Raw genomic sequence first — 12,499 nt, 5'->3', positions numbered from 1 at the left:
GGGGCGGGCTGCTGTATGCGCTCGTCGGATCCGCCCTGATGCTCGCCGCCTGCTGGCTGATCACCCTCGCGCTGCCCGCGACCCGCGCGCAGGCGAGCCTGACCCCGACCGGGCGCGGGCCAGGCTGAGCGCCCCGCCCTCAACCCGTTTCCTCATGCAAGGAGTCCGCTGTGGCTGAAAAGATCTACAACGTGTTGTTCCTGTGCTCGGCCAATTCGGCGCGCAGCATCATCGCCGAGGTCGTGCTCAACCAGCTCGGCAAGGGTCGCTTCAAGGCCTGGAGCGCCGGCAGCCATCCGAGCGGCGAGGTGCATCCGATGACCCTCGAAGTGCTGCAGGCCCGGGGCTTCGACACCTCCGAGCTGCGCAGCAAGCGCTGGGATGAGTTCGCGCGGCCGGATGCGCCGGTGATGGATTTCGTGTTCACCGTCTGCGATCAGGCCGCCGGCGAGGTCTGCCCGGTCTGGCCCGGCCAGCCACTCACCGCGCACTGGGGATTCACCGATCCGGTGAAGGTCGAGGGCGATCGCGACCGCAAGCTGCACGCCTTCAGCCTGACGCAGAACCAGATCGTCAACCGGCTGCGCCTGTTCCTGAGTCTGCCGCTCGTCAAGCTCGACCGCCTCGCGATCAAGCAGGAGATCGACCGCATCGGCCAGTCCGACCCGGCCGCCGAGGGCTGATCGGGGGCGCGCTGCGCGCCGGTTTTGGTCTTCCCGGCCTTCGGTGGGAGAATATCGGCCCTGCAGATCCGGGCGCGCGACGCCGCGCCCGGCCGTTTCGAATCCTGCCACAAGGCCCCGCCGTACCCGAGGAATACCGCATGACCCCCGAGACCGCCGACCGAGAAGTGACGCCAGCGCCGCAAAGCCCCATGCACGCCGCCCGCCAGGCGCTGAGATTCGAGCGCCTGAGCGGCCGGAGCTTCCACGAATACGAGGCGAGCTCGGGTGCGCAGATCGAGGAGAAGTTCGTCGCCAGCGCCTATCAGAACATCCTCGGCGCGCGTGCCAACACCGAGCGCGACTTCTTCTTCGACCGCTGCGTGCATGTGTGGATGGAGGAAAGCGACATTTTCCGCGACTACACCATCCTCAACTACGAGACTGGCGAGATGATCCACTACGATCCGCCGGAAGCCGACGCCAGGCTCGCCCACGCGGAAAGCGTGGAGTACATCGCGCGCCGCATGATCGGCGCTGCCTTCACCGGCCACAGCCGGGAGGCGCGCGACTACCTGCTCGGCAAGCTGTACCGGCTCGACGCCACGCTCGGCGCGGCGGCGGTCGCGGCGCACGCGCTGATGCACTTCTGTTCGGCGCCGATCGTCCTGCAGGCGATCCGCGAGGGCGAGCTGGGGGCCGAGGCGCTCGCCCGCTATCGCGAGGTCTCGCCCGACGACGACATCGTCTCGCGCCTGCTGCGCGAGGGCAGGGCGGACGACGCGCAGATCCGCGACGCGCTCGCCGCGATCGACGCCGCGGCCCGCATCGACTGGGACGCGCCGTTCGCGATGTGGCCCTTCGGCGGCTACTCGACGCAGATGACGCTGGGCAGGAAGGCCGACGCGAAGGGGCTGCGGCCGCGGGCCTGAGCGCCCCCGCCTTCAGGGCTTGAGCCGATAGCCGGTGCGGAAGATCCAGGTCACGATCGCGACGAACACCGCCAGGAACAGCAGCGACATGCCCAGGCTCACGCCCACCGCGACGTCGGCGCTGCCGTAGAAGCTCCAGCGAAAGCCGCTCACCAGGTAGACCACCGGGTTGAACAGCGTCACCGTCTGCCAGGCCGGCGGCAGCATGTCGATCGAGTAGAAGCTGCCGCCGAGGAAGGTCAGCGGGGTGATCACCAGCAGCGGCACGAGCTGCAGCTTCTCGAAGTTGTCCGCCCAGATGCCGAGGATGAAGCCGAGCAGGCTGAAACTGAGCGCGGTGAGCACGAGGAAGAACAGCATCCACGCCGGGTGTTCGATGCGCAGCGGCACGAAGAAGGCGGCGGTGGCGAGGATGATCAGGCTGAGCAGGATCGACTTGGTCGCCGCCGCGCCGACATAGCTCAGCACGATCTCGAAGTGCGACACCGGCGCCGACAGCAGCTCGTAGATCGTGCGCGAGAACTTCGGGAAGAAGATCGCGAAGGAGGCGTTCGACACGCTCTGCGTGAGCAGGTTGAGCATCACCAGGCCGGGCACGATGAAGGCGCCGTAGCTCACGCCGCCGACCTCGGGGATGCGTGCGCCGATCGCCGAGCCGAACACGACGAAATACAGCGAGGTGGAGATCACCGGCGCCAGCACGCTCTGCAGCAGCGTGCGCCGGGTGCGGGCCATCTCGAACAGGTAGATGGCGCGAACGGCGTGCAGGTTCATGGCTGTTTTCCCGCCTCGGCCGCCTCGGCCGCGTCGGGCTCGGCGACCAGGCTGACGAAGATGTCCTCGAGCGAGCGCTGGGTGGTGTGCAGGTCAGCGAAGCCGATGCCGGCCGCGCCCAGTTCCTGCAGGAGGTCGACGATCGCGGTTTCCTCGCGCTCGGCCTCGTAGCGATAGAGGATCTCCCGGCCGCCCTTCGCCAGCGACAGGCCGTAGTGCGCGAGCGCGGGCGGGATCTGCGCCAGCGGCCGCGCGAGCTGCAGGGTGAGCTGCTTGCCGCCGAGCTTGCGCATCAAGGTGGCCTTGTCCTCGACCAGGATCAGCTCGCCGCGGGCGATCACGCCGACGCGGTCGGCCATCTCCTCGGCCTCCTCGATGTAGTGCGTGGTCAGGATCACGGTGACCCCGGTGTCGCGCAGCCGGCGCACCAGCTGCCACATGTCGCGCCGCAGCTCCACGTCTACGCCGGCGGTGGGCTCGTCGAGGAACAGGACCCGCGGTTCGTGCGACAGCGCCTTGGCGATCAGCACGCGGCGCTTCATGCCGCCCGAGAGCGTGATCAGCTTGCTGTCCTTCTTGGGCCACAGCGACAGGTCCTTCAGCACCCGCTCGATGTGGGCAGGATCGGGTGGCCGGCCGAACAGGCCGCGGCTGAAGCTCACCGTGTTCCACACCGTCTCGAAGGAGTCGGTGGTCAGCTCCTGCGGCACCAGACCGATCATCTCGCGCGCGGCGCGGTAGTCGCGCACGATGTCGTGGCCGGCCACCGTCACCTGGCCCGCGCTCGGACGCACGAGGCCGCAGACGATGCTGATCAGGGTCGTCTTGCCGGCGCCGTTGGGGCCGAGCAGAGCGAAGATCTCGCCCGGGCGGATGTCGAGGTCCACCCCTTTCAGCGCGACGAAGCCCGAGTCGTAGGTCTTCGCGAGGCCGGAAATCGAGATGATGGGCTGCATGGAACGACGATAGCAGATCGCGGCGCCTGCGGCGTTGCGGCCGCTGATGTCGCCCCCGCTTGACGCTCGTCGCGCTTCGGCTATAATTCGGCCCCTCTCGCCCCCTGGCCGCAGGATGTTCGCGCCGGGGGAACGAAAGCCTTGGTGGTGAAATTGGTAGACACGCTATCTTGAGGGGGTAGTGGCGAAAGCCGTGCGAGTTCGAGTCTCGCCCAAGGCACCATGAACATGAAGAAGGCCGGAAGCCCCGACGAGGGATTCCGGCCTTTTTTGCGTGCACCGCCTAGTGCGAGGTCCTCGCCGTCGCGCGCGACGACACCAGGATGCCGCCCACGATCAGCAGGAAGGCGACGCCGTGGTAAGCCTGCGGCCATTCCCCCATTACCGCCGCCGAGAAGACCGCGGCGAACAGCGGAGTGAAATTGTAGAAGATCGACGCCATCGCCGGCCCCGCCTCGTTCACCGCCATCCCCCACGCGCGATAGGCGATGATCGAGGGACCGATCGCCACGTAGAACACTGCGGCCACCAGGGGCCAGGACCACTGCGCGGGCGCGGTGTCGCTGACGAGGTCGCCGATACCCGCCGCGCCCACCGCCCAGCCCACCCCGAAAACGCACTGCGCCACCAGGAATTCCGCCCAGTTCCAGGCCGGACGCTGCTCGCCGCGCATGTGAGCGGGCGGGCGCGCCAGCATCCAGCTGTAGGTGGTCCACCCGATCATCGCGAGCAGCATCAGCAGATCGCCCTCGACGAATTCGATGCGCAGCAGCGCGCCGGGGTTGCCGCGAGAGAGCACCAGGGCGACGCCGCTCAGTGACAGCAGCGCGCCCATCACCTGCAGCCGGCGCGGCATTACCTTGTAGAAGAGCGCGCCGATCGCGAGCATCCACACCGGCGCGCTGGAGGCGATGAGGGTGACGTTGAGCGGGGTGCTGGTGCGCAGGGCGAGATACTGCAGGGCGTTGTAGGCGCCGACGCCGACCAGGCCGAGGATGGCCAGATAACGCCAGCGGTCGCGGATCTGCGCGCGCGCTTCGGCGGTGGCGAGCGCGCGCCAGCCGAACGGCAGCAGAATGAGGAAGGCGAGCATCCAGCGCAGCGCGTTGAGCCACAGCGGGGGGATGCTTTCGATCGCGATCCGGCCCACCACGGCATTGCCCGCCCACAGCATCGGTGGCAGGACGAGCAAAAGGGTCAGTCGGGGGGTGAGACGCATTGACGCTCCTTGTTGTTGTCGTGTTTTCTGGCAAGGACGCATTGAAGCCTGTTTTCAGGCGGGATTCAAACCTCCGGGGGATCTCAGGTGAGCCTCACCTTGCGCGCGGCGAGCGCCGCTTCGAGCGTGTCGAACATTCGATCAGGCTCCGCGCAGAGGCGGTAGTAAAGCCGATCGTCCTGACGCCGACCGCAGTAGCTGCGGATCGTGATCCGCTCGATGCCGGGGAAGCCGGGGTTGGCTTCGATCGTCCGGATAGCGCCGCTGCCGGTGTCGTAGACGCCGGGCTTGTCGGTGAGCCAGTCGGGAGGTTTGGCCATGGCGGAAGTCGCTCCGGTTCTTCAGTGCAGGGCGCCTCAGAGGCTGTCGCCCCAGGCTGCGAGCGCGTCGGCGGCGGCCTGCCACTGGGGGTCGAGCATCATCATGTGGCCGGCGCCGCCGATCCTGAGCGCCCGCGTGCGCCAGGCCGCGGCGCTGAAGTGCAGCATCGAGGCGGAAAACACCCGGTCCTCGCTGCCGCCCATCACCAGCGCCGGGAGCTGCGGACGGGAACGCGCAGACAGGAGAGGCAGCATCGCCATCTCGGCCACTGCGCGGTCGGACTCGGGCCCGATCATCGGCAGGAACTGCTCGATCGCTTCGTGGGGCGTGCCGGGCGAGAAGTACACACGGGCCATCACGCGCAGCGTGCGCTCGGTGGGACGGCCCGAGGTGGCGTTCGGCAGTTCCTCGAAGAAGGCCGGCTCGGTCATCGCGAGCCGTGCCGCGCTGCCGGCAGTGCCGGTGGGCGGCACCGGCGACAGCAGCGCGATGCCCGCGGCGGCATCCGGCCGGGCGGCGACGAAGCGTTGCGCCACCAGGCAGCCCATCGAGTGGCCGACCACCACCGGCGGCGCCTCCAGCGTGTCGACCGCGCGCGCGACATCCTCGGCGTAAGCGGCGAGACCGAATTCGTGCAGCCGATCCTGGCCTTCGCTGGCGCCATGGCCCGCGAGGTCGAGCGCATGGCAGTCGTAGCCGAGTTCGTTGAGGCGGGGGATGAAGCGATGCTGCCAGCACAGCGAATGAGTGTAGCCGCCGTGCACGAAGAGCAGCGGCGGGCGCGACCCGGGCCGAGCCGAGGGGTGGCGGTGGATGGCGAGTCTGTGTGTGGACATGGGGAGGACGAGGGTGAGCGTGCGTTGGATTTTGCCGCGATTGAGCGCGATCAAACCAGAATTCTGCCAGACGAGTAGGGTAAGGTGCCTTGATTGTCTCCCCTTTTCGGACTCCGAGCATGGCGAAGCGCTTTCCCCTCCATCCCCGCCACCCCGAACGCATCTGCTGGGGCTGCGACAAGTATTGCCCGGCCGACGCGCTCGGCTGCGGCAACGGTTCCGGGCGCACCATGCATCCGGCGGAGATGCTCGGCGACGACTGGTACACCTACGGTGACTGGGGCATCGAGCCGACGGAAGAGACGAGCGGGGCGTCGGGCGAGGGCGAACGCACGCCCTAGCACGGCGCGAGCGCGAGCTGCTTCGCGTCAGCCGAGGAAGAGCGTCGGGTCGACCATCGCGCGGTTGAGGCTCACCGACCAGTGCAGGTGCGGGCCGGTGACGCGGCCGGTGGCGCCGACCGCGCCGATGCGATCGCCGGCGGCCACCCGGTCCCCCAGGTTCACCCTCATCGTGCTCAGGTGACAGTACATCGTCAGCAGGCCGCGGCCGTGGTCCAGCCACACCGTGTTGCCATTGAAGAAGTAGTCGCCGGTGTCGATCACCCGGCCGTCCGCGGCCGCCACCACCGGGGTGCCGGTGGGCGCCGCGATGTCCATGCCGCTGTGCGGCTTGCGCGGCTGGCCGTTGAACACGCGGCGCAGGCCGAACGAGCTCGAGCGCCGTCCCTGGGTGGGCAGGCGCAGGCGCAGCGTGGCCGGGGCCTCCTCGCTGAAGGTCGCCATCACGTCAGCGGTGTGATCGCGTTCGCGCTCGTAGCGCGCCAGGTCGGCCGCCGACAGTTCCACCTTGCCCGGGGCCACCTTCAGGCGTTGTTCGGCGTAGCGCACCGGCGCCACCTCGAAGGCGAGGCGTCGCTGGCCGCCGCCGCGCAGCTCGAGGTGGCGGGTGCCCGGCTTGGCGTCGAGCGGGATGCCGACCGCGGCGGTCCACCCGGCGGGGGTGCCGAGCACCATCACCGGCACGCCACCGAAGCTCGCCTGGGGCGCTTCGGCGGCGGCGCCGAGCTCGAGGAGGACGATGCCGCCGGGTACGCTGCGCGCGCGCGGCAGGGCGGTGCGGACGCCAGCGAAGGCGGGCGCGCCGAGGCCGGCGCCGGCGGCGGCGAACAGGACGCCGAGGAAGGCGCGGCGCGAGGCGGCGCGCGTGTCTGCAGGATTCATCACGAACTTCCGAGAAAAATGGAGTTGGGGCCGCGGCGGGGCGCGCGCGCCGGCCGACGGGGCAGCGCCGATTCTGTCATCATTCGCGCCGCCGCGCCCGCGGCGGGCGACCGGCGATGGACTTCGACCCCCCCATCTGCGACAACATTCGTGCTGCACTGCAGCAACCCGACCGCCTCGAACCCGCTCCGGGACCGTGCTCCCGCCTTCATGACCAGCGCCAACGCGTTCGCCCTCCCGTCGAAGACCGCGCCTGCCACCCGCAGCCAGTGGCTCTGCCTCGCATTGCCCCTGCTCGCGATCTCGCTGCTGATCGCGGTGATGGGGGGCTTCGGGCATCGCTACCTGAGCGAGGAGGTGCGCGGCTGGACCGGGCTCGCGGTGTTCGATCGCGACGCCCGCGCCGCCTTCGTCATCGGTGAGGCCGACACCCTGGGGCAGGAGGCGCAGATGCGCCGGTTGCTGGAGGCGGGGCGCATCCAGGTCGTCGACCCGCACCGCAGCGCCGTAGGCAAGGTGCGCTACGGCCTGCTGCTGGTGTTCGCCGTCGCTTGTCTGCAATGGCGCCGGGACCGCGAGCGCCAGGCGCTTGCCGCGCTGCAGGTGAAGCGCGCGGCGGAGGCGCGCTTTCGCGTCATCTTCGAGCAGGCGCCGGTCGGCGTGCTCCTGCTCGATTCGGCCACCGGCCGCATCACCGAGGTGAACACGCGCTTCGCCGAGATCGTCGGCCGCCGCCCGGCCCGCTGCTCGTCGACAGGCTGCGCATCGAGCAGGTGCTGTTCAAGCTGGTGGGGAACGCGATCAAGTTCACCGAACGCGGCGAGGTCGCGGCGCCTGCGGGGCGCGCACCTGCTCGTGGTCGACGACAGTGCGATGAACCGCGACCTGGTCGGGCGCGCGCTCGCGCTCGAGGGCGTCAGCGCCACCCTGGCCGCCGACGGCCAGCAGGTGATCCGGCTCCTGCGCACCTGTGTCGTGGCGGCTTCGACGCGGTGCTGATGGACGTTCAGATGCCGGTGATGGACGGGCGGGCCGCGACCCGGCTGATCCGCAGCGAGCTCGGCCTGATCGACCTGCCGGTGATCGCCTTCACCGCCGGTGTGCGCGACGAGCAGCAGGCCGCGGCGCTCGCCGCCGGCAAGGGCGCCGCAGTCGTATCGGCGGCCGCGCCGACGCCGGCGGGGCTGGGGGCGGGCGAGAGCGGGAGCTTCCCCGACATCCCCGGCATCGACCGCGAGCGCGCGCTCCAGCGTCTCGGGCGGGACCGCGCGATGTTCGTCGGTCTGCTCGGGCGGACGTCAGCCGGGAGGGTCGGCCGGCTGCGGCGCCCCCGCTGCGCTCGGGCCGGGCGCTTCCGCGGCCCACTCAACGAACCAGTCGGTCAGCGTGCGGGCCTCGCCGAGGGTGGCGAGCGAGCGGTCGATCGCGTCGTGGTTGCCCCATACCACGTCGGCCAGCGCGCCCGCGGCGACCTCGGCCTCGATCTCGCCGCAGTACAGTCCGAGTTCGCGCTGTGCGTAGAAGCCGTAGCTGCGGCAGGCCACCGGCCGCTGCGGATACACCGGGCAAGCCCCGCTCGCCGCGTCGAGCAGCGGACAGGTCAGCGGCGGCGCGGGCGCGGCGGCGAGTGCGGCGATGCGGCAGCCGATCGCCTCGAGCTGCGCCGCCGGCAGGGCGGCGAGTCCCTCGCGCAGCAGCGTCCATTCGGGCGGCGTCAGCCGCGGCAGGTCGGCGAGGCTGCGGCAGCAGCGGTCGCAGCCCTTGGCGCACGGCCAGTCGGGCCGGCCGTCACGCACCGCGGCGACGCGCGCGTCGATGTCGAGATGGAGGCGGTGCAGGGGCGCGGTGGCGGCCATGGCGAACGATCGGGAAAGGCACTGGGGGCGCCGACTGTGCCCGCTGGCGGCCGCCTTGTCGAGTCCGCGAAGCGCGAAAGGCGGAACACGGACCGCCTCGAATCGAGGGGTCCGTGTTCCGCTGCGACGCAGGGTCGGGCTGGGAGGAGAGGCAACCCGACCTTATTCGTCGCCCTTGGCCTTTTCGGTGGCCTCGGTCTCCCAGATGTTGGGCGCGACATCGACGTCGGTGGACTTCTTCGTCTTCTCGTCGAAATCGACCTTCACTTCATAGCTGGTGTCGCCCTTCACCACTTCCATCTCGAGGTGGTCGGCCTCGTTGTCGTTCACCGAAGTGACCTGGTAGCCCATCTTCTCGAGCGCGCCGCGGTAGTGGCTGCGGTCGTGGCCAACGCCGAGCTCCTTCTCGAGCGCGTCCTTCTCGCCCGCCCACGCCTTGGCGCGGGTGCGGTCGCTGTACTTCTCGGCGTCCGCGGTGATCGTGGCGGGAAAGACGTACTTGTAGTCCTTGTCCTTCAGCGCGGCGCGGGTGGCCTCGGTCTTCCAGACGTTGGTGGTGACGTCGACGTTGTCGGCGACGCCGTTCTCGAAGTCGACCTGGACCTCGTAGGAGTCGAGACCCTTGATCACCTCGTACTCGAGATAGTCGGGCTCGTCGTAGTTCACCGCGGTGATCGCGTAGCCCATCTTTTCGAGGGTCTGGCGGTAGTGCGCCTTGTCCTTGCCGGTGCCGAGCTCTTTTTCGAGCTGGTCCTTGCTCTCGGTCCAGCGCTTCATGCGCGCTTCCTTGTCGGTGTCGGCGGCGATCGCGCCGGTGGAGGCGCCGAAACAGCCGATCAGGGTGGCGAGGGCGATGGTGCGCATCTTGGTGGTGTTCATGGTCTGTCTCCGTTGAGGTTGGAATCGGCAATGAAATCTCGCGGCCTTGCCTGCCGTGGCGCCGGACACCTGAGGCTGTCCCGGCCGGCCGCTGCGTCCATGTCTGTTGCTGCATGAACGTTGATGCCATCGTAGGTGAGCAGCCGGTGGCTGTATGTCGGTCCGTGTCCGATCCTTTCGTCGGACTAGACCGACACGACTGCAGGACGACGCCCCGGTGCCGTCGGGCTCAGGCGGCCCGTTGCCGGCGAGCGGTCCGGCGGCCGGGCCGGCCTCGATCACGCTAGCGCCGGCGACGAACCAGACCGTGTCCATGCGCCGGGCGAGCGCGAGGTCGCGGGTGGCGACCAGCACGGCAATACGCCGGCGGCACTCGTCGGCCGGTCGCGCCCGACCCTCAGGCCGCGTCGGCCAGGGCGACGAGCGGCAGCCGCTTCACCGCCTTGAGCAGGATCCTGTAGATGTCGAGGTCGAAAGCCGGCCGGCCGTGCGCCAGCAGCTCGGCGAGCGCGGCCTCGTCGGCGGCGCAGCCGAGGTAACGCCAGCCCTCGACCACGTGCACGACCGGCCCCTCGCGCAGGCCGATCGCGCCCGCCCACGGCCAGTGCTCGACCCTGAGCCCCTGGAGCGCCTCGGCCAGGCGCAGCGCATGGGCTGCGGGGGCCTCGCCACCGTGGCAGGCGCCGCGGCAACGCCCGAGCTGGAAATCGAAGCAGCGGCTGCCCGGCTGGTGCTTGTCGAGGCCGAGCAGCGGCGGACACAGTGCATGCTCGCGGGCGAGCGCGCGCAGGCGGTTGATCGCCTCGCGCCGGCTGCGGAAGAAGCCGTAGAGGGCGTCGTCACGGCCGAAGTCGAGATCGGCGGCATGCACCAGTTCGAGTCGGACGTCGCCCAGCATGTCGGGGGCGAGCCGCCAGGCGCACAGCTCGCGGTTTCGGCGCAGCTGGCGGTTGTGGGTGGGCTGCAGACGCTTGACCAGTTCGGCTTCCTTGAGCAGGGCGCCGATTTCGCCGGCGGTCTCGATCCATTCGACGCGGCGCACCTGCTGACTCAGGCTGAGCTCGCGATCGCTCTGGTGGTCGGCGGCGAAGTGCGACAGCACGCGGCTGCGCAAGCGCGTGCTCTTGCCGACGTAGAGCGGCAGGCTGGCGGCATCCTCGTGAAAGCGCTCGCCGTAGAACAGGTAGACGCCGGGCGCATCGGGCAGGCCGGCGAGCATCTCTGGATCGAGGTGGGGCGGGAGGCTCGGATGGCCGACGAGTTCGCGCACGGCCTCCTCGATGCGGCCGGCGGGAAAGCGCTCGTACAGCCGCTCCCAGAACTGCCACAGCGCCCGGGCGTCGCCGAGCGCGCGGTGGCGCTCGGCGACCTGCAGACCGTGGCGTTCGATTAGTTGGTCGAGGCCGTGGCGACGATGATCGGGGAACAGCCGGCGCGACAGCTTGACGGTGCACAGCACCTGGGGCCGGATGTCGAGCCCGGCGCGGCGGAAGGCGGCGCGCAGGTGGCCGTGGTCGAAGCGGGCGTTGTGGGCGACGAAGAGGCGGCCGTCGAGGCGGTCGTAGACCTCGTCGGCGATCTCGGCGAAGCGCGGCGCGTCGGCCACCATCGCGTCATCGATGCCGGTCAGGCGGCGGATGTAGTCGGGAATGCGCGATTCGGGCCGCACCAGGGACGACCACTCGCGCACGCCATCCTCGTCGACCTGGACGATCGCGATCTCGGTGATCGATTCGCGCTGGGCGGGACCGCCGGTGGTCTCGATATCGACGAAGGCGAGGCCTTCGGGGGCAAGGCGGGGGACGGGGGGCAAGGCAGGTCCGCGAATGAAGATTGCGCAATTCGACCGCGGACGGGCGGCGAGGTTTCCGCCCTGGGCGCGCCCGCTCACGTGGGGGATGGGCGCGGCGGCCGGCGCCGTCGGCCGGGAACCGGCGGCGCCGGTCAGGCTCTACGTTCCACCACCCACGAAAGGATGCCGCCGCAATGCCGATCGACGCCGGGCTGTTTCGCCGCATGCTGCCTGATCACGTCGCGCCTGCGGCGAGGCGCTGCGCCGGCCGTCCACGCCGCGCGCGCCGGGGGCGCCCGGGATGAGGGCAGGCCGCCGCGCCGGACGCCTGGCCGCCGGGCTGTTGCTGCTGCTCGGCCTGTCCTTCGGATTCGGCCTTGCGAACGGCCCGCCCGCGCGCGCCGAGGCGGGCGGCTGGCGCAGCGCGCCGCGCCACTCGGCTGGCCTCGCGCCCGACCCGGCGCGCTTCGCCGACCTCGCGATCGTGCAGGTGTATGCCGCGCCCACGGTCGGCTGGCGCGGCTACTTCGCGGTGCATCCCTGGATCATCTACAAGCGCGCCGGCGACACTACCTACACCCGCTACGAGGTGACGCGCTGGGGCGGCGGCCCGGTGGTGCGGCGTAACCGCATGATTCCCGACGGGCTGTGGTTCGGCGCGGTGCCGACGGTGCTGGTCGATCATCGCGGCGAAGGCGCGGCGGCGATGATCGACGACATCGAGGCGGCGATCCACGCCTATCCGCACGCCGACACCTACCGCAGCTACCCCGGCCCGAACAGCAACACCTTCCTCGCCCACGTCGGCCGCGAGGTGCCGGCACTGCGTCTCGACCTGCCGGCCAATGCGATCGGCAAGGACTACCGGCCGATCGACGCGCCGCTCGGCCTGTCGCCCTCGGGCCGGGGCGTGCAGTTCAGCCTGCTCGGGCTGCTGGGGATGACGCTGGGGCTGGAGGAGGGCGTCGAGTTCAATCTGCTCGGTCTGCACTTCGGCCTCGACTTCAACCGCCCCGGCCTACGCCTGCCCTCGATCGGGCGGCTCGGCA

15 protein-coding genes and 1 tRNA gene are annotated in these 12,499 nt (G+C 70.2%); 6 read left to right on the top strand and 10 right to left on the bottom strand.

The genetic code is table 11. From position 1 onward, the window contains the following. Positions 1-170 precede the first annotated feature (170 nt). Both BB334_RS03065 and BB334_RS03060 read left to right on the top strand, forming a co-directional pair. Entirely contained in the window at positions 171-683 is a 513-nt protein-coding gene (locus BB334_RS03065; RefSeq protein WP_068804179.1) for an arsenate reductase ArsC, read from the top strand. A gap of 140 nt (positions 684-823) precedes the next feature. Next, positions 824-1,594, top strand: a complete 771-nt coding sequence (locus BB334_RS03060; RefSeq protein ID WP_158014336.1) for a hypothetical protein — start codon at positions 824-826, stop codon at positions 1,592-1,594. A gap of 12 nt (positions 1,595-1,606) precedes the next feature. On the opposite strand, the gene BB334_RS03055 is transcribed toward BB334_RS03060, so the two are convergent. After that, positions 1,607-2,368, bottom strand: coding sequence for an ABC transporter permease (locus tag BB334_RS03055; protein WP_068804175.1), 762 nt, complete (start codon positions 2,366-2,368; stop codon positions 1,607-1,609). After that, on the bottom strand, positions 2,365-3,324 hold the full coding sequence (locus BB334_RS03050; protein WP_068804173.1) for an ABC transporter ATP-binding protein: 960 nt from the start codon (positions 3,322-3,324) through the stop codon (positions 2,365-2,367). Before BB334_RS03050 ends, BB334_RS03055 begins: the two co-directional genes overlap by 4 nt. Positions 3,325-3,462: 138 nt before the next feature. Between BB334_RS03050 and BB334_RS03045 the strand changes: the two genes are divergently transcribed. Next, positions 3,463-3,547: transfer RNA gene (locus tag BB334_RS03045), tRNA-Leu, on the top strand. A gap of 60 nt (positions 3,548-3,607) precedes the next feature. Here BB334_RS03045 and BB334_RS03040 read toward each other — a convergent pair. From BB334_RS03040 to BB334_RS03030, 3 genes are all read right to left on the bottom strand, one after another. Next, entirely contained in the window at positions 3,608-4,543 is a 936-nt protein-coding gene (locus tag BB334_RS03040; protein ID WP_068804171.1) for a DMT family transporter, read from the bottom strand. An 83-nt stretch (positions 4,544-4,626) separates the two neighbouring features. Then, positions 4,627-4,863 (bottom strand): hypothetical protein, encoded by a 237-nt coding sequence (locus tag BB334_RS03035; RefSeq protein ID WP_068804169.1) that lies wholly within the window; start codon positions 4,861-4,863, stop codon positions 4,627-4,629. Positions 4,864-4,899: 36 nt separating this feature from the next. After that, positions 4,900-5,700 carry an alpha/beta hydrolase gene (locus BB334_RS03030; protein ID WP_068804456.1) on the bottom strand — a complete coding sequence of 267 codons (801 nt, stop codon included), beginning with the start codon at positions 5,698-5,700 and terminating at the stop codon, positions 4,900-4,902. A gap of 119 nt (positions 5,701-5,819) precedes the next feature. On the opposite strand from BB334_RS03030, the gene BB334_RS03025 reads away from it, so the two are divergent. Next, positions 5,820-6,041, top strand: a complete 222-nt coding sequence (locus tag BB334_RS03025; RefSeq protein WP_068804167.1) for a DUF3079 domain-containing protein — start codon at positions 5,820-5,822, stop codon at positions 6,039-6,041. A gap of 27 nt (positions 6,042-6,068) precedes the next feature. On the opposite strand, the gene BB334_RS03020 is transcribed toward BB334_RS03025, so the two are convergent. Then, the gene (locus BB334_RS03020; protein WP_068804165.1) at positions 6,069-6,923 is read right to left on the bottom strand and encodes a peptidoglycan DD-metalloendopeptidase family protein; all 855 of its coding nucleotides are present in this window, start codon (positions 6,921-6,923) and stop codon (positions 6,069-6,071) included. 210 nt (positions 6,924-7,133) lie between these two features. On the opposite strand from BB334_RS03020, the gene BB334_RS18380 reads away from it, so the two are divergent. After that, a complete protein-coding gene (locus BB334_RS18380) occupies positions 7,134-7,922 on the top strand; it encodes a PAS domain-containing protein (RefSeq protein WP_269798987.1) in 789 nt (262 codons plus the stop codon). Positions 7,923-7,929: 7 nt separating this feature from the next. Here BB334_RS18380 and BB334_RS18375 read toward each other — a convergent pair whose 3' ends face one another. The 4 genes from BB334_RS18375 to BB334_RS02995 form a co-directional block, all read right to left on the bottom strand. Then, the gene (locus BB334_RS18375) at positions 7,930-8,142 is read right to left on the bottom strand and encodes a hypothetical protein (RefSeq protein ID WP_068804161.1); all 213 of its coding nucleotides are present in this window, start codon (positions 8,140-8,142) and stop codon (positions 7,930-7,932) included. A 79-nt stretch (positions 8,143-8,221) separates the two neighbouring features. After that, positions 8,222-8,779 (bottom strand): YkgJ family cysteine cluster protein, encoded by a 558-nt coding sequence (locus tag BB334_RS03005; RefSeq protein ID WP_068804158.1) that lies wholly within the window; start codon positions 8,777-8,779, stop codon positions 8,222-8,224. A 162-nt stretch (positions 8,780-8,941) separates the two neighbouring features. After that, the gene (locus BB334_RS03000) at positions 8,942-9,658 is read right to left on the bottom strand and encodes a hypothetical protein (RefSeq protein WP_068804157.1); all 717 of its coding nucleotides are present in this window, start codon (positions 9,656-9,658) and stop codon (positions 8,942-8,944) included. A gap of 397 nt (positions 9,659-10,055) precedes the next feature. Further along, a complete protein-coding gene (locus BB334_RS02995; protein ID WP_068804155.1) occupies positions 10,056-11,471 on the bottom strand; it encodes a 3'-5' exonuclease family protein in 1,416 nt (471 codons plus the stop codon). 280 nt (positions 11,472-11,751) lie between these two features. On the opposite strand from BB334_RS02995, the gene BB334_RS02990 reads away from it, so the two are divergent. Then, on the top strand, positions 11,752-12,499 hold a 748-nt coding region (locus tag BB334_RS02990; RefSeq protein WP_068804454.1), incomplete at its 3' end, for a DUF3750 domain-containing protein.

This window comes from Thauera phenolivorans (assembly GCF_001696715.1).
Lineage (GTDB): Bacteria > Pseudomonadota > Gammaproteobacteria > Burkholderiales > Rhodocyclaceae > Thauera > Thauera phenolivorans.
This window is presented reverse-complemented; position numbering and strand designations above follow the sequence as displayed.